We start from the raw sequence: 18,501 nt of genomic DNA on the forward strand, positions 1-18,501 counted from the left end.
GTCACAGGGGGACCTCCACGGTCACGGTGGTGCCCCGGCCGGGCGCGGAGTCGACCTCCACGGTTCCGTCCACCTGGGCCAGGCGGGCACGCATACCCCGGAGACCGTAGCCGGTGTCCGTGATCACCGCTGGGTCGAAACCCTTGCCGTCGTCCCGCACCGTCAGCCGGACACACAAGACGCGGTACGCCAGGTCGACCGCGACCGCGTCGGCTGCGGCGTGTTTGCGGATGTTGGCCGCGGACTCCTGGACCGCCCGGATGAGGATCACCTGTGCGGTGGCGGACAGTTCGCGCACCTGGCCGCTGACCGTGAACGAAGCCGCGATGTCCAGTTCCTCGCCGAGCCCGGCGAGCGTGCGGCCCAGCGACTCGTGCAGTGTGTCCGCCGCGAGGCGCTCCGGGTCCTGCGCGGCGACCAGTGCGCGGGCCTCCGCGAGGTTGTCGCGGGCGGCCCGCTGGGCCAGGTCGAGCCGGTGCCGGGTGGCGACGGGGTCGGAATCGACTGTGGCGTCTGCCGCCTGAAGGAGCATCAGGATTGACGTGAAGCCCTGCGCGAGGGTGTCGTGGATCTCCCGGGCCATCCGTTCGCGCTCGGTCCGTACTCCCGCATCGTGGTTGGCCTCGGCGAGTTCGGCGCGGGTGGACTCCAGTTGCTGGACCAGTTCGCCGCGGGTCCTGGCCTGTCCCATCGACCACTGGATGAGCGATGCGGTCAGCACGCTGAAGGCGCTGATGACGGCGACTTCGGCGGCCATGCTGAAACTGTTGTCCCGGCCCCAGCCGTCGTGGGCTAGTCGCACGAGGCCGCTGAACACGTTGAACGCGATCATCACCACTGCCGCCACGGCCACCCGATCGATGAAGGTGAACGTCAGCGGCAGCAGCATGTACGCCACCAGGACCACACTGTGGCCGGCGATGGTCAGTGCGATGACGCCGGCGTACGCGATGACCAGGTGCTGCTGCCCGCGCCGGTCCCACTCGCCCTCGTTGTACGCCGGGCGCAGCATCGCCAGGAAGGCCACCGGGCCCGACGCCAGCACCACGTACGTCCACACAGGCGCGTCGCGCCCGGACAACTGCACTCCGGAGAACACCGCGAGCAGGCCGTACGCGATCCGGTAGACGAAGAGGAGCCGGCGGGTCATCCGCCGGTTCTCTTCGGTGATGCCGTGGATGTCCACGCTCACCTGTCGGTGTCCTGGCTCCAGCGGAAGGTCTTGAGGCACAGCGCGAAGCTGACCACAAGCCAGACTCCGAGCACCAGCGCGACCCGGGCGGGTTCGAAGGATCCGGCCGGTTCGACGGCGGCGAACGAGTCCGGCAGGAACACTGAGCGCATGCCCTGGCACAGCCACTTCAGCGGGAAGAGGGCCGAGACCTGCTGGACGGACCCGGGCAGTTCGTTGAAGGGGACGAACACCCCGGAGACGAATTGCAATGCGGTGAACGGCAGCAGGATCGCGGCTCCGTTTCCGCTCTTCAGTGAGTTGCTGAGGGTCAGGCCGAGGAGGGTGGCGATGGACACGCCCAGGACGTACACCCAGGCGAAGGTCAGCCAGGGGGCGACTCCGGCCGGGACCTGAAGGTCCATCAGGGCGGTGCCGATGCCGATAAGGACTCCGGCCTGCACAAAGCTGACCGCGAGCACTTGTCCGATCTTGCCGATGAAGTACGCCGCGGGCGGCATCGGTGTGCCGCGCAGCCGCTTGAGTGTGCCGTTCTTCCGCTCGTCGGCCACCGAGATGGCCAGGCCCTGGAAGCCGGCCGAGACGATGCCGACGGCGAGCATGCCGGCCGCGTACACCTGACTGGTCGGCACATTCGTGCCGGTCACCGTGCCACTGCTGATGAGCGACAACAGGCCGAGCATGACCACCGGCATGCCGAAGGTCACCAGCATCTGCCCCTTGTGGCGGGTGAACTCCTTGAGTTCCAGGCTGATCCTGAGCAGGCCGATCCGGAGGGTCTCGGACAGCGGCGACTTCGGCTCAGCATGGGAGACAGCGGTGGCGCGGTTCAGGGCGGCAGTCATCAGAGCTGCTCTCCGATCAGGGTGAGGTAGGTGTCCTCGAGCGAGGGCCGGGTGACCGTCAGGTCCGGGACCTCGCCGCCGAGTCGGGCGGCCAGACCACCAACGAACTCCGCCGGTTTTGCTGTGAGTTCCTCGTACGCAACGCCCTCGACCGTCCAGCGCACGACAGCCCTGGCCAGGTGCCGGCCGCCGAGCCGCGCGGGTGTGTCGACGTCCACCAGGCGTCCCGCGCTGAGCACGCCCACCCGGTCGGCCAGCCGTTCGGCCTCGTCCAGGTAGTGCGTGGTGAGCAGGATCGTCGTGCCCGCGTCCCGCAGCCCGGCGATCAGGTCCCAGAAGCGGCGGCGCACCTCAGGGTCGAACCCGGTGGTCGGCTCGTCCAGGAAGAGGAGCTCCGGATTGCCGAGGATGCCCAGGGCCACGTCGAGGCGGCGTCGCTGGCCGCCGGACAGCTGCCCGGCGCGGGCCCCCGACTTGTCCGCGAGGCCGACGGCTTCGATGACCTCGTCGGGGTCGCGCGGCCCCGGGTAGTAGGCGGCGAAGTGGTGCAGGGACTCGCGGACCGTCAGCCCGCCGACGTCGTTGGAGTCTTGGAGGACGATGCCGATCCGCGACCGCCAGGCGCTACCCGCTTTCGCCGGGTCCGCGCCGAGGACGGACACTTCCCCGCTGTCCCTGCGGCGGTAGCCCTCCAGAATCTCGGTGGCGGTCGTCTTGCCCGCGCCGTTGGGGCCGAGCAGGGCGAAGATCTCGCCGGTGCGCACGTCGAGGTCGAGGCCGTCGACCGCGGTGTGGGTGCCGTACGTCCGGGTGAGGCCCCGGACCCGGACCGCCAGTCCCGTCGCCGCCCGTCCCGTCGCGCGCTCTGTCGGCTGTTCTGCTGTCGGCTGTTCTGCTGTCGGCTGTTCTGCTGTCGGCTGGTCCGCTGTCGGCTGGTCCGCTGTCGGCTGGTCCGCTGTCGGCTGTTCTACTGTCGTCCGCATGCCCACAAGTCTGGTTTTCCGCGGCCCGGACAGGGACGTACGACAGACGGACAGCGGCTGTCCACCGATCGGTGGACAGCCGCTGTCACTCGGGCCGGGCAGGTGGCGGGGTCAGACCGCCAGACGGCCGTACTTCCCCTTGAAGAACAGCAGCGGGTTCACGTCGCGCGGGATGTCCAGCGCCGTCACCCGGCCGATGACGATGGTGTGGTCGCCGCCGGGCAGTTCGGTCTCGATGTCGCATTCGATGCCGGTGATGACACCGCCGAGCAGCGGCGCGCCGTTGCCCGCGGGCTTCCAGTCGATGCCCGCGAACTTGTCACCGCCGCTGCGGCCCATCGCCGTGCACAGGTCCTGCTGGTCCTCGGCGAGGACGTTGACGACGAACTTCCCCGCCGCCTGGATCTTCGGGTAGGTGGTGGAGGTGAGCGCCGGGGCGAAGGATATGTACGCCGGGTCCAGCGACAGTGACGCGAAGGACTGGCAGGCCATTCCGACCGGCTGTCCCTCGTAGATGGCCGTGATCACGGTGACCCCGGTCGCGAAGTTGCCCATGACATGCCGCATCCGGGCCTGGTCGAAGGCCGGAGCAGAGGTTGAAGCGCTGGTCATGGATTGGCCCCCACGGTCTCAGCAGTCACTGCTCTCTCCGCAGTGACTATGACAATTAGTCATATGTCGGTTTGGTGCATCTATTCAATGGCCGGACTGACGGGTCGTCAAGAAGTATCTGCCGATTTTATTGCGCGAACGGCCGAATGTGGTGTAAAGCACGTCGTTGCAACGACGTAACACGTGTCAACTCGCGTCGCCCCGTGTCGACCAACGATTCGGGCATCCGGGAACTCATCCCCCCCTCCCCCTCGTCAAACAGGTAGCGTCGTCACCGGAGCCCCGACATCAGTCGGGAGCCACTCGGGACCCACTGCAGGAAAGGACAACGAGCCATGGCCGTAAGTCTGAGCAAGGGCGGCAACGTCTCCCTCTCCAAGGAGGCCCCCGGCCTGACCGCTGTGATCGTCGGCCTCGGCTGGGACCTGCGCACCACCACCGGCACCGACTTCGACCTGGACGCCAGCGCCCTCGTCGTGAACCCGGCCGGCCAGGTCATCTCCGACCAGCACTTCGTCTTCTTCAACAACCTGAAGACGCCGGACGGCACCGTCGAGCACACCGGTGACAACAAGACCGGTGAGGGTGAGGGCGACGACGAGCAGATCAAGGTCAACCTCGCGGGTCTCGCCGCCGACGTCGACAAGATCGTGTTCCCGGTGTCGATCCACGACGCCGACGCCCGCAGCCAGTCCTTCGGACAGGTCCGCAACGCGTTCATCCGCGTTGTGAACGCCGCGGACGGTGTCGAGCTCGCGCGCTACGACCTCTCCGAGGACGCGTCGACCGAGACCGCGATGCTCTTCGGCGAGCTGTACCGCAACGGTGCCGAGTGGAAGTTCCGCGCGCTGGGCCAGGGCTACGCCTCGGGCCTGTCGGGCATCGCCAAGGACTACGGCGTCAGCGTCTGATGTAAGTCTCAGGACCGGAGGGGGCCGTCGCACTGTGCGACGGCCCCCTCAGTCGTTTTCAAGGACTTGTTGGCATTTTTAAGGCTTTTTGTCAGCTTCAAGGACCCTTGTCAGCGCCGGTAGCCGACGTAGTTCTCCGCCAGCGAGGCCGCCGCCGCGCGCGATGACGCCACGTACGCCAGGTTCGACAGCTGAAGCCGCTGCCCGAACGCGTCCTGCGACTCGTCCTTGTGGAGCAGCGTCGTCATGAAGAACGAGAAGTGCTCCGCCCGCCAGACGCGCTCCAGGCAGGTCTCCGAATAGCCGTCGAGCAGTTCTTCGGAGCCGTCGGCGTAGAAGAGGGTCAGTGCCTGCGCCAGCACGGCCACGTCGCCCGCCGCCAGGTTCAGGCCCTTTGCCCCCGTCGGCGGCACGATGTGCGCGGCGTCACCGGCGAGGAAGAGTTTTCCGTACCGCATCGGCTCGGACACCGAACTGCGCATCGGCGTGATGCTCTTCTCGGTGACCGGGCCCTCTTCGAGCTTCCAGCCCTCCAGTGCGAGCCGCGCGTGCAGCTCGGACCAGATGCGCTCGTCGGGCCAGTCGGCGAGGTCCGCGTCCGGCTCGACCTGCACGTACAGCCTGCTGACGGTGGGCGAACGCATGCTGTGCAGCGCGAAGCCGCGCTCGCTGTACGCGTAGATCAGGTCGTCGGTGGACGGTGCCACGTCGGCCAGGATGCCCAGCCACGCGAACGGGTAGGCCCGCTCGTACGTCCGCAGGATCTCCGCCGGGATCGACTGGCGGCCGACGCCGTGGAAACCGTCGCACGCGGCGATGAAGTCGCACTCCAGGACCTGCTCGACGCCGTCCTGTGAGTAGTGGATCTTCGGGGAGTCGCCGTCCGCGCCGTCGACGGACGTGACCTTCGCCTCGAAGCGCAGTTCCGCGCCGCGGTCCAGGTGCAGTTGGACGAGATCCTTGACGATCTCAGTCTGCGCGTACACGACAACCGAAGAGCCGTCGGTCAGTTCCGGGAAGTCCAAGTGGTGGTTCTCACCGTTGAACCGCAGGTGGATACCGTGGTGCACCAGGCCCTCACGGTCCAGGCGCTCCCCCGCGCCACACGAGCGCAGCAGGTCGGCCGTCCCCTGTTCGAGCATCCCGGCGCGCTGCCTGGCCTCGATGTAGTCCCTGGTCCGGGCTTCCAGGACAACCGCGTCGATGCCCTGCCGGTGCAGCAGTTGCGACAGCAGCAGACCCGCGGGCCCTGCTCCGATGATCCCGACTTTGGTGCGCATTGGCTGACAGCCCTTCGATCCTGTGTGTCCTTCCCGTCAAGGCTCGCGTACGGGTCGCCCCGACGCGGTCGGATTCTTCCGGTGGGTGAAAGCCCCGCATTGTGTTTGCCCGGCCGAATCCGGGCAAGGCGTTGCCTCGGAAGGCGGTCCAGCGGGAACGTGGGAGCAGGACGCCACAACAGGACTTCAGCAACGCACCGTGCACAAGCAACCGTTCCGACACGACCCACCACTGGAGTTGCATCATGGGCACTACCGCGATCGTCATCATCATCGTCGCCGTTGTCGTGGTGCTCGCCGCAGCCGCGCTGGCCATCCCCATGATGCGCCGGCAGCGACTGCGCAAGCAGTTCGGCCCCGAGTACGACAGGGCGGTGCAGGAGCACGGCCGCCGCGAGGGCGAGAAAGTACTGACCGAACGGGACCGTAAATACCGGGACTTGGATCTGCGCGAACTCTCCCCGTCCGCCCGGGAGAAGTACTCGATGGAGTGGGCGGGTGTGCAGGAGCGGTTCGTCGACCAGCCGGAGAGCGCAGTCGCCGAAGCCGATGAGCTGATCACCCGGCTGATGCACGAGCGCGGCTACCCGACCGGCGCGCACGACAAGCGCGTGGAGATGCTGTCGGTGCGCCACTCGGAGACGCTGGAGCACTACCGCGCCGCGCACACCATCGGCCGCCGCGCCGCCGCCGGTGAAGCGGGCACGGAGGAACTCCGCCAGGCGATGATCCACCACCGCGCGCTGTTCGAGGACGTGCTGGGGAGCGCCGGCAACGGCCACACCACCGGCCGTGTCGAGACCGGCGCCAGCGCCGACCGCACGACACCGGCGCCCGGCTCCGCTCCCGCGCCCGGCTCCGCTCCCGCTGCGGCCAAGGACGGTTCGACCGCCGAGTGGCAGGCCTCCGACGATGCCGCCGAGCGCAGCCGCAACCGCGACGACGGCCGGACGAACTGACCTCCGGGCCTGTTCACCCGTACCGCAATTCGCTTATCCCGTAAGGCAGTTCGCTCGGTTAGCACTACAGTTCACCGGTCCAGCGCCACAGTTCGCTTCACCACCGCATTCGCGCACGGTTCCCCAGGGAGGACTCCATGCCGATCCGCCGCACTCCGGCCGAAGGCCCGCGCAACACCCGCGAGAACGACCCACCGTTCGTCGAGCGTGACGAGCGCGACCCGGACGCCCTGCGGGCCCGGGTGCACGACCAGGCCAGTCCCGAGACCCCCGTTCCGGACACCACCGGCGAGACGCGGGTGCCCAGTGGCACCCTGCGCGGCGAGGAGCGTTCCACTCAGGGACCGCTCACCGGCACGGGCATCGGAAAGACCGGCACGACCGGCACGACCGGCACGACCGGCACGACCGGCACGACCGGCACGACCGGCACGACCGGCACGACGGGGACAACGGGGACAACGGGGGCGGACAAGACCACCGGGAACACCGGGTCCGCCGCCTCGCAGGCCGCCCGCAACCCGCTGCTCGCCCAGGACGTCACCGGCGACCTGAAGGACCGCATGCGCAACATCGTCGCGTCGTTCGTCGACAGCCCGACGGATGCCGTCGCCGAGGCCGAAGGCGTCACCCAGCAGGTCAGCAAACTCCTGGCGGACTCGCTTGAACAGCGCCGGCACGAGCTGGAGCAGGCCCGCCGCGACACCGGCGGTGACACCGAGCAGTTGCGTCAGGCACTGCTGCGGCACCGGGACCACATCACGGCGCTGCTGAACATGTAACGCGCGACCGTCGGCCGAAGACCGCGATGACCGAGCTCCTGATCATCCCCCCTGATGATCAGGAGCTCGGTCATCGCGGTCTTCATTCCCCCGGCTCAGTTGCCTCGACTCAGTTGCCCCAGCTCAGTTGCCCCAGCTCAGTTGCCCCGGTGGAGTTTGTGCTGCGCGGCCTGCGCACGCGGCCGGACAACCAGCAGGTCGATGTTCACGTGCGAGGGCCGGGTCACCGCCCACACGACCGTGTCGGCGACGTCGGCGGCGAGCAGCGGTTCGGCGACACCCTGGTAGACCGCGGCGGCCTTGGCCGTGTCACCGCCGAAGCGGTTCAGCGCGAACTCGTCGGTCTTGACCATGCCGGGGGCGATCTCGATGACCCGGACGGGATCCCCGCACAGCTCCAGGCGCAGCGTCGCCGCCAGCGCGTGCGTGCCGTGCTTCGCGGCGGCGTATCCGCCACCGGTCTCGTACGCGACGAACCCGGCGGTCGAGGACAGCACGACCACCGTGCCGTCACCGCCGGCCTTCAACGCGGGCAGCAGCGCCTGGGTCACGTTGAGCGTCCCCAGCACGTTGACCTCGTACATCGCCCGCCAGTCGGCCGGGTCGCCGGTCTCGACGCTGTCCGCCCCGAACGCGCCACCGGCGTTGTTGACCAGGACGTCACAGCGGTCCAGCGTGGCGGCGAAGGCCCGCACGGCGTCGCGGTCGGTGATGTCCAGCGGGTAGGGGGTGCCGCCGATCTCCTTGGCCAGTGCCTCGATCCGGTCCGCGCGACGGGCGGTCAGCACGACGTGGAAACCGGCTTCGGCCAGGCTCCGCGCGGTCGCGGCGCCGATTCCGCTGCTGGCCCCGGTGACGACGGCGGTACGGATGGACTCAGACATGGCGGGGCCTCTCATCGTGCTTGCTTCGGCGGAAGTCAGCCTACGGACACACGATCGACAGTCGCCCGGGCCAATCCGTACGGACTGGACTCTCCACGCCAAATGTCCGAACTGTCCGATTGTTCCACGTGGAACGCCCTGACCAGCACTTATGCATCTTTTCCTACTACCGAGCTTTTTCTTACCGCCGGCGCATTTTCCGCTACCGCACCGTCAAGTCCCCGCTCCAGTGCTGCGCCACATCCCGGGACAGCGCCCGCGCCGCCGTCGTCACCGCGGGGACCAGCCGCCGGGGGTCGGCTCCACGCCGCGCCGTCACCAGCGACAGCGCTGCCACCACCTCCCCGGCCGCGTCCCGCACGGGAGCCGCGACCGAGTGCGCCCCGATTGTCATCTCACCGTTTGTGGTCGCGACACCGTTGCTGCGGATCAGCTCCAGGGTGTCCCGCAGCACCGCCGGGTCGGTGATGGTCTGCGCGGTGACCGCCACCAGCACTCCCCCGAGCACCTCCCGCTGGACCTCAGCCGACGCGTACGCCAACAGCACCTTGCCCACGCCCGTCGCGTGCAACGGGAGTTCGACCCCGACCCTGGTGAGGACCGGAGTCGAGCGGGGGCCGCGCAGCCGCTCCAGATACAGCGCCCTGGTCCCCCGGAGGACCGCCAGTTGCACGTTCTCGTGCGTGGCCTCGTACAAGTCCTCCATGTACGGCAGCGCGAGCTCCCGCAGCCCGGTGGCGGCGTGCGCCTGGGCGCCGATGTGCCACAGCTTCACGCCCACCCGGTAGGTGCCGTCCGGCAGCCGCTCCAGGAATCCACCTTCGGTCAGCTCACCGATGAGCCGGTGCCCCGTGGCCAGCGCGAGCGACGAACGCCGGCAGACCTCCGTCAGCGTCAGCCGTACGTCACCGGCCGTGAACGCCTCCAGGATCGCCATGACCTTGCCGGTCACCGTGATCGGCGCGGCACTCACCCCCTGAACGGGATCGGGCATGACGGGGTCCTTCCGCAGACAGTGTCCCCGGCAGACTATTCGCCCAGGTCGGCACGGACCCGCTGCGCCACCGCGAAGGCTGAGTTCGCCGCCGGAACGCCGCAGTAGACGGCCGTCTGGAGCAGGACTTCCTTGATCTCGTCCCAGGTCAGGCCATTGTTGCGGGCCGCCTTCAGGTGCATGGCCAGCTCGTCGTAGTGGCCGTGCGCGATCAGTGCGGTCATGGTGACGCAGCTGCGCATCCTGCGGTCCAGGCCCGGGCGGGTCCAGATGTCACCCCAGGCGTAGCGGGTGATCAGGTTCTGGAAGTCCTCGGTCAGCTCGGTCGTGTTGGCGACCGCGCGGTCCACGTGCGCGTCGCCGAGGACCTCGCGGCGGACCTTCATGCCTTCGTCGTACGAATCACTCACGCGTTCTTCTCCAGGAAGGTGTTCACAGCCGCAGTAACAGCCGCCGCCTGCTCGATGTTCGCCAGGTGCGCCGCATCAGCGACGATCAACAACTCAGCCCCGGGAATCCCGTCCGCCAGCTCACGCGCGTGCTCCGGCGGGGTCGAGGGGTCGTCCTCGCCGCCGATGATCAGCGTGGGGGCGGTGACCCGGCCAAGCTCCCCGCGCAGGTCGTACGTCGACAGTGCGTCACAGCACCCGGCGTAGCCCTCCCGGTCCATGCCCTGGAGCATCCCGCGGACCGGCTGCACAAGCTGCGGTTCCCGCTCACGGAATCCAGGTGTGAACCAGCGGCCGAGGGTGGCGTCGACCAGCGGCGCCATACCCTGGTCCCGGACCAGCGTGGCCCGGTCCTGCCACAGCTGCGGATCCCCGAAGCGGGCCGAACTGCACGACATGATCAGGCCGTTGACGCGTTCCGGGTGCTCGACGGCGATCCAGAGCGCAACAGCGCCGGCGAGTGAGACACCACCGACGAAAAACCGGTCGACAGCGTACGTGTCCACCAGCGCGATGACGTCCGCCGCCAGGTCCCCGACCGAGGACGTCACGGGCGCGGTCTCCGACTCGCCGTGACCACGGTGGTCGTAGCGCAACACCCGGTAACGCGAAGCTAGTTCGGCGACCTGGGCGTCCCACATCTCCAACGTTGTGCCGAGCGAGGGGCCGAGCACCAGGACGGGGGCGTCCGCGGGCCCGTCGAACCGGTGGTTGAGCTTCGCCGTCATCCGCTGCTCCTCTTCCTATGGGCTGCCAGCGCCCGGTCCACAAGCTTCCCCGCAGCACCCGTATAGGCTGCCGGATCGAACAAGTCATCCAGGTCAAGACCCTGCGCAGCGGGCTCACCGCCCAGGACATCCCGCAAGTGCCGCCGGGCTGCCACAGCTTCCGCAGCCGCTCTGGTCAGCAGTTTCTTCGCATCATTCACACCGAGCACGGAAGCGAACTCCGCCGCCACCCGCTCGGAGACGATCAGCCCGTGGGTCAGGTCCAGGTTGTCGCGCATCCGGGCGGCGTCGACCGTCAGGCCCCCGGCCAACTCGGCAGCTGTGGCTGCCGCCCCGCCCACCAGGCGCAGCGCCGACCGCAGTGGCTGCCATTCGGCGTGCCAGGCCCCCACGGGGCGTTCGTGCTCGGCCAGCATCGACTGGGCCAGAATCAAGGCGTATGCCGGGACCTGCCGCGCCGCGGTCACGATCATCGTGGCCAGGACCGGATTGCGCTTGTGCGGCATCGCGGACGAGCCACCCCGCCCCGCAAGGGCAGGCTCCGCGACTTCCCCGACCTCCGTCTGTGCCAGCAGCGCCACATCGGTGGCGAACTTGCCCAGCGCACCGGAGGCGAACGACAGCGCCGCGCCGAGATCGGCGATGGGCGTACGGAGTGTGTGCCACGGAAGGACCGGCTCGGCCAGGCCCAACTCCCTGGCGAAAGGCGCGAGCTGATGGAGACTCAGCGCGGCCATCGTCCCCGCCGCGCCGCCGAGCTGAACCGGCAGCGACTCCCGTACTCCCGTCACTCTTTCGATCGCATCGTCGACCAGCGTCAGCCATCCGGCCGCCTTCAGGCCGAAGGTAGTCGGGACCGCGTGCTGGCTGAGGGTGCGCCCGGCGATGACTGTGTCGCGGTGTTCCTCCGCAAGCCTGACCAACGCGCCTGCTGTACGGCCGAGTTCGGGCAGGACGAGGTCCAGCGTCCGGGCCGCGACCAGCATCGTCGCGGTGTCCACGATGTCCTGACTGGTGGCCCCGCGATGGACGTACTCCCCCGCCGGTCCCGCCAACGCAGTCAGGTCCTTGACCAGCGGCACAACCGGATTGCCCGCCCCGCGCGCCCGCACCGCCAAGGCCGGCAGGTCGTAGCGCCCCGCATCAGCGACGCTTCCGATAGCCGCCGCTGCCTCAGCCGGAATCAGCCCGAGTCCGGCCTGCGCACGGGCGAGCGCGGCTTCCGCGTCCAGCATCGCTTGCAGGTAGGCCGTGTCTGACGTCGCCGACTCAACCGCCGCGCCCGCGCGCACCGGCTCCAAAAGCCCGTCAGAGAAGTCACACAGCAAGGAAGACCGTCTCCCGCTCGCCCTGGATGCGGATGTCGAAGCGGTAGGTCGCGCCGCCTTCGTCCTGGGCGATCAGCGTGTCACGGCGTTCCGCGGGGAGCATGTCGAGCAGCGCGTCCGGTGCGCCCGGTGCGCCCGGGAAGTAGATCCGGGTGACCGCGCGCTTGAGCATGCCGCGGGCGAAGACCGACACCGCGATGTACGGATGCGCGGCACCGGGCCGGACGGTAGTGAAGGCGTAGTGCCCGAGGCGGTCCACGGCGGCCCGGCCCCAGCCGGTGAACGTGGCACCGTCCCGCACAAGAGACCCTTCCACCGACGCGGTTTCCCCCGCCGCGTCGGCCTGCCAGATCTCCACGATCGCGTCCGTGACCGGCACACCGGCTCCGTCGAAGACCGTGCCGTGAATGCGTACGGCATCGTTCCTCCACGCCGGCACCAGGTCAGCGCCGCCGTCGAACGGCAGCGCGTAGCCGAAGAACGGCCCGACGGTCTGCGACGGGGTAGGGCCGAGGTCCCGGTTGGGCTGGGTGTCCGTGTCCCACGGACCCACCGTGTCGACAGCCATGTCAGTCCTCCATCGGGGTGGCCGCGGCACCGTTCAGCACGATGTCCCACTGGTAGCCCAGGGCCCACGCGGGCTCGGTCACCGTCATGTCGAAGTACGCGATCATGCGGCGGCGGGCTTTGTCGTCCCGTACGGAATTGAAGATCGGGTCGAACGCGAACAGCGGATCACCCGGGAAGTACATCTGGGTGATCAGCCGCTGGGTGAAGGCCGTCCCGAACAGCGAGAAGTGGATGTGCGCGGGCCGCCACGCGTTGTGGTGGTTCTTCCACGGGTAGGCGCCCGGCTTGACCGTCGTGAACCGGTAGCGGCCCTCGTCGTCGGTCAGGCAGCGCCCCGCACCGGTGAAGTTCGGGTCGAGCGGGGCCGGGTGCTGGTCGCCCTTGTGCTGGTAGCGGCCCGCCGCGTTGGCCTGCCACATCTCCACCAGTTGGTTGCGCAGCGGGCGCCCGCCGGCGTCGAGGACCCGCCCGGTGACGATGATGCGCTCGCCGAGCGGTTCACCGTTGTGCTGCCGGGTGAGGTCACTGTCCAACGGGTGGACGTCAGCGTGCCCAAAAGTCGGACCTGTCAGCTCCAACTCCTGGGACGGCGGGATGACCAGTGCCTGCTGCGGCGAGCGCAGCGCCGTGCTGCGGTAGTCCGCGAAGGCGTAGTCGGGGTGGTGGTCCGGGGTTCCTGGGGTCGTCACCCGAACGGACTCAGCGTGGGTCATGTTCACCTTTCGAGGGAGACGGCCAGGCCCTGGCCGACGCCGATGCACAGGGCGGCCAGGCCGAAGCCGGTGCCGCGCCGGGCGAGCTGGTGGGCGAGGGTGCCCAGGAGCCGGGCCCCCGAGCAGCCGAGGGGGTGGCCCAGTGCGAGGGCTCCGCCCTGCTGGTTGACGACAGCGGGGTCGAGGTCCTTCCAGTCGCTCAGGCAGGCCAGCGACTGCGCCGCGAAGGCTTCATTCAGTTCAAAAGCGTCAACGTCCGCGAACGTCCGCCCGGCCTTCGCCAGTGCCTTGTTGACCGCTTCGACCGGACCGGTGCCGAACAGTTGCGGGTCGACGCCGTGGACACCCGTGGAGCGGATGCGGGCCAGCGGCTCGCGGCCGGTTGCGCGCAGTCCTGCCTCGTCGCAGATGAGCAGTGCGGCCGAACCGTCGTTGAGCGGTGAGGCGTTGCCCGCGGTGACGGTCCCGTCCGGCCTGAACGCGGGCTTCAGCGTGGCGAGTTTCGCCACCGAAGTCCCCGGCCGGATCGACTCGTCCCGTGTCAGGCCTTCCAGGGGGATCACTTCCGCATCGAACAGTCCCGCGTTCCAGGCCGCATCGGCCTTGCGGTGCGATTCCGCAGCGAAGGCGTCCTGTGCGTCGCGGCTGATCCCGTACGCCGCCGCCAGGCCTTCAGTCGCCTCGCCGAGCGAAACCGTCCACTCCGGCGGCATCCGCGGGTTCACCATGCGCCACCCGAGGGTGGTGGAGTGCAGGGTCTCGTGCCCGGCGGGGAAGCCTTTACCGGGCTTGAGCAGCACCCACGGGGCGCGGGACATCGACTCGGACCCGCCGGCGACGGCGATCGAAGCGTCGCCGACGGCGACCGCGCGGGCCGCCTGGATCACGGCCTCCATGCCGGATGCGCACAGCCGGTTGACGGTCACCCCGGGGACGGAGGTCGGCAGCCCCGCGAGCAGCGCGGCCATCCTGGCCACGTTGCGGTTGTCCTCCCCCGCGCCGTTGGCCGCGCCGAAGTAGACGTCGTCGATGAGAACAGGGTCAAGGCCGGGCGTACGGGCGACAAGCGCGCGGACGGCCGCTGCCGCGAGGTCGTCAGGCCGGACACCGGCGAGCGCGCCGCCGTACCGCCCGATCGGCGTGCGCACGGCGTCGACGATGTAGACGTCCTTCAGACCGTTCATCGGGTGTCCGTCCCTAGTCCTGGCAGGTGTGGGTGCTCAGTCCACACGATGCCCGCTGTGGGATCTCCGTACGACTGACTCTTCCGGTGAACGGAAGCGCACGTCCCGCAATCCGCTCAGCGCGCGCAGTGACCACTTCTGGCCCACGATGAAACTGAAGTTCCCCTCGGGCAAGCAGCAGAGGAGCACACGATGGGCGGCATGGGTGGCATGGGCGGCGGCCTGGGCGGACTGCTGGGCGGACTGCTCGGCGGCGGCAAGGGCGGCGGCGTGCAGAGCATGGTGATGAAACTCGTGCTCGGCGCGCTGGCCGGGAAGGCGTTGAGCGGCGGCCTCGGCGGCATGCTCGGCAAGCTCCAGGCAGGCGGCCTCGGTCCGCAGGTGAAGTCCTGGGTGGACACCGGCAACAATCAGCCAGTGAGCGGCAAGGAGCTGACTGAGGCACTGGGCACTGAGGCGATCGACAAGCTCGCGGCCCAGGCCGGTGTCACCCGTGAGGAAGCCGCGGCGGAACTCGCGGCGGCGCTCCCGCAGTTGGTGAACGAGGTCAGTCCGCAGGGGGAGCTCCCCTCCGAGGAGGCGCTGAGCACCGACCTCAAGGGCCTGCTGGACAAGCCGGCGACCTGAGCCCGCACCGCACGTCGTGTTGATCGTGGGGATATTGCGAAACGGGCGGCTGGACTGCCCGGATTACGACGCGCTATTCCCATGGTCAACGCGGGATGCTTCACCCCGCCGGGTCGAACAGCACTTTCAGGCACCCGTTCTCCCGGTCCGCGAACTGCCGGTACCCCTCAGCCGCGTCGGACAGCGGCAGCCGGTGGGTGAACACGTCCACCGGCTTCAGCCGCCCGTGCTGGATCAGCGGCAGCAGCACCGGCCAGGTCGCCGGGACCGGCGCGGTCGTGAACCGCAGTGTCGTGTTGCGGATCAGCACCAGCGGCGCGGCCAGCGGGAACGCGAAGTTGGCGTTGACGCCGACCACAGAGACCGTGCCGGACGTACGGACGGCGTTGAGCGCCGCGGTCAGCGTCGCGTCCTGGCCGACCGCCTCGATGACGACATCCGCGCCGCGACCGCCGGTCAGCGCCTTGATCTGCTGGGCCAGGTCGCCCGCCGACGCGTCCACCGGCTCCGCGCCGAGGCTCTCGGCGATCGCCAGGCGTTCCGGGACCCGGTCCGCGGCGAAGATCCGGCCGGCACCGAGCACCTGCGCGGACTGGAGTGCGTACAGCCCGACCGGGCCCAGTCCGATGACCAGGACCGTACAGCCGGGCGTGATGTCGGCGCGGGACGCGGCGGTCCACCCGGTGGGGAGTGCGTCGGTGAGCAGCACGGCGTGGTCGAGGCTGAGGTCCGCCGGGACCGGCAGCAGGAACCGGTCCGCCGCCGGGATCGCCACGTACTCCGCGTGCCCGCCGGGCAGGTCGTTGCTGGCGCCGAGGACTTTGAGACCCGCCACACAGTCCACGGGGTTCCCCGCGACGCACCCGGCGCAGACCCCGCAGCCCAGGACCGGCGAGACCAGCACCCGGTCACCGGCCTTGACCTTTTCAGCCGACGCACCCGCCTCGACGACCGTGCCGATGACCTCATGCCCGGGGATCAGGCCGCTGACGGGAAACTCACCATCGTAGAAGTGCAGGTCGGAGCCGCACAGCGCGCTCGCCTCAACTTTGACCACCGCGCCGGTGGCGTCTTTGAGGACCGGGTCAGGGACCTCCTCGACAGTGACGTCCCTGACTCCGTTGATGACTGCGGCGCGCATGGCCCCTCCGATTTTCTGTGACAGCGTTACAGTCCGACTCGACACCAAAAATCTAACGGACCGTCAGTAGACATGACAGGGATCACTGCGCACTGTTCGGTCACGTAGGTACGGTGAACCCATGTCGATCACCACAGCCCTGGGCGCCCTGGGCCGCCGCGCGGTGTCCCGTGCCGTGCACGCCGGCTGGCGGGCCGCGCAGCACCACGGATCAGTGACGGCACAGCACCCGGGCCCGTACCGCTTCCGCGCCCTCGGCGACCGGACCCGCCTCGCCTTCCCGCTCGGCAACGTCTTCGGCGAGCGGTGGATCACCATCGGTTCCGGCTGCGTCATCAGCGACCAGGTGACCCTGTCCGCCGGACTGTCCCCGGACCACGATCTGGGACCGGACGCCGTCGTGCGGATCGGCGACGGCTGCACCGTCGGCCGCGGCTCGCACATCGTCGGACACCACTCGATCACCCTCGGCGACGACGTGTGGACCGGCCCATACATCTACATCACCGACCAGAACCACTCGTACGGCGACCCTGACGAGCCCATCGGGCGGCAGTGGCCGATCAACGAAGCCGTCGAGATTGGGCCAGGCAGCTGGATCGGCGCGGGAGCGGTCATCCTGCCGGGCGTGAAGCTGGGCCGGAACACCGTGGTCGCGGCCGGGTCGGTCGTCCGGGGTGAACACCCGGACCACGCCGTGCTCGCGGGCGTCCCCGCCAAGGTCGTGCGGCGCTACGACCCGGAGCTGAAGACGTGGGACCCGCCGCTGCGGAACCTCCCCAAGCCGGTCCCTGAGGGCGTGACGCACGGGGAACTCCTGGCGCTGATCGCCTCGTTGGAGGCCGAAGCGGGAGTGCCGGACAGCGCTGCGGTCAAGGACAACGCCTGAACCCGTCCGATGCGGGCCGCCTGTGCGGCGGGCCGTACCGGACAGGGGCAGTAGTGGCCGGAGGGGCTACTTGATCTTCAGGTCGTCCAGCCGCCACTTGGTCGCCTGCACGTCGAACATGCTCAGCGGCTGACCCCACTGCCAGCCGAACGCCGTCCAGTCGGCGGTCAGCAGCGAAACGCTCACCGACCCCTTGGAGATCGCCGTCGTGTCCGCGTTGCGGACCGGCTCGACCGCCTTCGGGTCCAGGCTCAGGTCGACCTTGAAGCAGGTCGCGCAGTTGCCCGGGTCCGGCACGTACTTGGTGACGATGTTGTCCGCCTGGCCGACGTTGGTGAACTCCACCTTGCCGGTCGGCTTGACGGGGAAGTTCACGTTCAGCGAGGTGTGCGGCGGCAGCAGCGGCCCGCGGCCCGCCGTGTCGATGAGCTTCTGCACCAGGACCGGCGCGAAGGCGGCGGCGGCCGGGCCTGACGGGAAAAGGTTCGTCGGGTCCGAGAAGTTGTACTCGGCGCTGATCGCGATGCCCGGGATGCCCTTGTCGTTGGCCGCGACGGTAGCGCCCACCGTGCCCGAGTGGTTCGTCGAACCACCCACGTTCTGGCCGAAGTTGACGCCGGAGACCACCAGGTCGGGCTTGCCGTCGGTGAACACGTTGGCGACGCCGAACTGCACGGCGTCGCCGGGGGTGCCCTCGACCGCCCAGATACCCGGTTCGGCCTGGAACGCCTTCACGGTGGAGCCGGGCGAGGCGTTGATGCCGGTGCCCTTGCCGGACTGATCGCCGGCCGGCGCCACGATGACCGCTTCGTGGCCGGCGGCCTGGAGGGCCTTCTGCATCGCCCGCAGGAGCGGGCTGCGGTATCCGTCGTCGTTGCTGAGCAGGATCTTCAGCTTCTTCGGCACGGTGGGGGGCTTGCCGTGCTTCTGCGTCGCTTCGACGTTGCCCTTGGCGCCACCGTCGGCCATCGCCACGGGTACGGCCACGGCAACCGCCGTAGCGGCCACAGCGCTGGTGATGAGGAGTGTGGTCTTTCTGACGCTGCGTACCATTTTTTCAGCCTCCGAAGCCTGGGGAGATGCGGGGCGGGGCGGTGTGGTGCGGGGCGGTGCGGGGCGGTGCGGATTCAGTCGGTGACTCACATCTGAGCTCGGCCGATGCCGACCGCGCACGGATCGGCTGCGCACGGGTCGGCTGCGCAGCTGGGATCACTCGGAGCGACTGCTGACGATCTTGTCGGGCACGGATGGAGCGCACCTTGCCGATGGGGAAAGAACACGTGTCACCGAGTCGTATTCGGCGGCCGGAATCCTCCGCGGGACGGGAAAACGGGCGTCCGGATTGCGAACCCCGACCGGGCGTACCGGACACGTGTCGTCCTGCGGGTAGCGAAACTAAGGTGAACACGCGGACATTGCAATGCCCCGCC

Annotated in this window: 18 protein-coding genes and 1 pseudogene; 5 read left to right on the forward strand and 14 right to left on the reverse strand. The window is 69.1% G+C overall.

The annotated features are described in order from the left end of the window. Position 1: 1 nt before the first annotated feature. From AC0Z36_RS11610 to AC0Z36_RS11625, 4 genes are all read right to left on the reverse strand, one after another. Entirely contained in the window at positions 2-1,192 is a 1,191-nt protein-coding gene (locus AC0Z36_RS11610) for a sensor histidine kinase (RefSeq protein WP_485462712.1), read from the reverse strand. Further along, positions 1,189-2,037, reverse strand: coding sequence for an ABC transporter permease (locus AC0Z36_RS11615; RefSeq protein WP_485462713.1), 849 nt, complete (start codon positions 2,035-2,037; stop codon positions 1,189-1,191). The genes AC0Z36_RS11610 and AC0Z36_RS11615 overlap by 4 nt, the downstream gene beginning before the upstream one ends. Next, positions 2,037-3,020 (reverse strand): ABC transporter ATP-binding protein, encoded by a 984-nt coding sequence (locus AC0Z36_RS11620; protein ID WP_485462714.1) that lies wholly within the window; start codon positions 3,018-3,020, stop codon positions 2,037-2,039. The genes AC0Z36_RS11615 and AC0Z36_RS11620 overlap by 1 nt, the downstream gene beginning before the upstream one ends. Before the next feature lie 111 nt (positions 3,021-3,131). Then, a complete protein-coding gene (locus AC0Z36_RS11625) occupies positions 3,132-3,632 on the reverse strand; it encodes a flavin reductase family protein (RefSeq protein WP_485462715.1) in 501 nt (166 codons plus the stop codon). 335 nt (positions 3,633-3,967) lie between these two features. Here AC0Z36_RS11625 and AC0Z36_RS11630 point away from each other — a divergent pair, with 335 nt between their 5' ends. After that, positions 3,968-4,543 carry a TerD family protein gene (locus AC0Z36_RS11630; RefSeq protein WP_485462716.1) on the forward strand — a complete coding sequence of 192 codons (576 nt, stop codon included), beginning with the start codon at positions 3,968-3,970 and terminating at the stop codon, positions 4,541-4,543. A gap of 110 nt (positions 4,544-4,653) precedes the next feature. Here the strand turns inward: AC0Z36_RS11630 and AC0Z36_RS11635 are convergent, their stop codons facing one another. Then, positions 4,654-5,823: a 4-hydroxybenzoate 3-monooxygenase gene (locus AC0Z36_RS11635; protein WP_485462717.1), complete on the reverse strand. Its 1,170-nt coding sequence runs from the start codon at positions 5,821-5,823 to the stop codon at positions 4,654-4,656. A 245-nt stretch (positions 5,824-6,068) separates the two neighbouring features. Between AC0Z36_RS11635 and AC0Z36_RS11640 the strand changes: the two genes are divergently transcribed. Together AC0Z36_RS11640 and AC0Z36_RS11645 are read left to right on the forward strand one after the other, a co-directional pair. Next, entirely contained in the window at positions 6,069-6,782 is a 714-nt protein-coding gene (locus AC0Z36_RS11640) for a hypothetical protein (protein WP_485462718.1), read from the forward strand. Between the two features lie 137 nt (positions 6,783-6,919). Further along, on the forward strand, positions 6,920-7,564 hold the full coding sequence (locus AC0Z36_RS11645) for a hypothetical protein (protein WP_485462719.1): 645 nt from the start codon (positions 6,920-6,922) through the stop codon (positions 7,562-7,564). A gap of 137 nt (positions 7,565-7,701) precedes the next feature. On the opposite strand, the gene AC0Z36_RS11650 is transcribed toward AC0Z36_RS11645, so the two are convergent. From AC0Z36_RS11650 to AC0Z36_RS11680, 7 genes and pseudogenes are all read right to left on the reverse strand, one after another. Then, entirely contained in the window at positions 7,702-8,448 is a 747-nt protein-coding gene (locus AC0Z36_RS11650; RefSeq protein ID WP_485462720.1) for an SDR family oxidoreductase, read from the reverse strand. Positions 8,449-8,650: 202 nt separating this feature from the next. Continuing rightward, entirely contained in the window at positions 8,651-9,442 is a 792-nt protein-coding gene (locus AC0Z36_RS11655; protein ID WP_485462721.1) for an IclR family transcriptional regulator, read from the reverse strand. 35 nt (positions 9,443-9,477) lie between these two features. Further along, positions 9,478-10,619 (reverse strand): annotated as a pseudogene (gene pcaDC, locus AC0Z36_RS11660) (bifunctional 3-oxoadipate enol-lactonase/4-carboxymuconolactone decarboxylase PcaDC). Then, a complete protein-coding gene (pcaB, locus tag AC0Z36_RS11665) occupies positions 10,616-11,947 on the reverse strand; it encodes a 3-carboxy-cis,cis-muconate cycloisomerase (protein WP_485462722.1) in 1,332 nt (443 codons plus the stop codon). Before pcaB ends, pcaDC begins: the two are co-directional and overlap by 4 nt. Beyond that, the gene (gene pcaG / locus AC0Z36_RS11670; RefSeq protein ID WP_485462723.1) at positions 11,937-12,515 is read right to left on the reverse strand and encodes a protocatechuate 3,4-dioxygenase subunit alpha; all 579 of its coding nucleotides are present in this window, start codon (positions 12,513-12,515) and stop codon (positions 11,937-11,939) included. The genes pcaB and pcaG overlap by 11 nt, the downstream gene beginning before the upstream one ends. A 1-nt stretch (position 12,516) precedes the next feature. After that, entirely contained in the window at positions 12,517-13,230 is a 714-nt protein-coding gene (pcaH, locus tag AC0Z36_RS11675) for a protocatechuate 3,4-dioxygenase subunit beta (protein ID WP_485462724.1), read from the reverse strand. 2 nt (positions 13,231-13,232) lie between these two features. Continuing rightward, on the reverse strand, positions 13,233-14,414 hold the full coding sequence (locus AC0Z36_RS11680; RefSeq protein ID WP_485462725.1) for a thiolase family protein: 1,182 nt from the start codon (positions 14,412-14,414) through the stop codon (positions 13,233-13,235). A 192-nt stretch (positions 14,415-14,606) separates the two neighbouring features. On the opposite strand from AC0Z36_RS11680, the gene AC0Z36_RS11685 reads away from it, so the two are divergent. Next, complete coding sequence (locus AC0Z36_RS11685; protein WP_485462726.1) at positions 14,607-15,041, forward strand: YidB family protein; 435 nt, start codon at positions 14,607-14,609, stop codon at positions 15,039-15,041. Positions 15,042-15,141: 100 nt separating this feature from the next. Here AC0Z36_RS11685 and AC0Z36_RS11690 read toward each other — a convergent pair whose 3' ends face one another. After that, complete coding sequence (locus AC0Z36_RS11690) at positions 15,142-16,182, reverse strand: zinc-binding dehydrogenase (protein WP_485462727.1); 1,041 nt, start codon at positions 16,180-16,182, stop codon at positions 15,142-15,144. Positions 16,183-16,303: 121 nt separating this feature from the next. Here AC0Z36_RS11690 and AC0Z36_RS11695 point away from each other — a divergent pair, with 121 nt between their 5' ends. Next, on the forward strand, positions 16,304-17,071 hold the full coding sequence (locus AC0Z36_RS11695) for an acyltransferase (protein WP_485462728.1): 768 nt from the start codon (positions 16,304-16,306) through the stop codon (positions 17,069-17,071). Between the two features lie 66 nt (positions 17,072-17,137). Here the strand turns inward: AC0Z36_RS11695 and surE are convergent, their stop codons facing one another. Then, positions 17,138-18,124 (reverse strand): 5'/3'-nucleotidase SurE, encoded by a 987-nt coding sequence (gene surE / locus AC0Z36_RS11700; protein WP_485462729.1) that lies wholly within the window; start codon positions 18,122-18,124, stop codon positions 17,138-17,140. Positions 18,125-18,501 lie beyond the last annotated feature (377 nt).

The organism is Kitasatospora sp. UYEF31 (assembly GCF_057291755.1).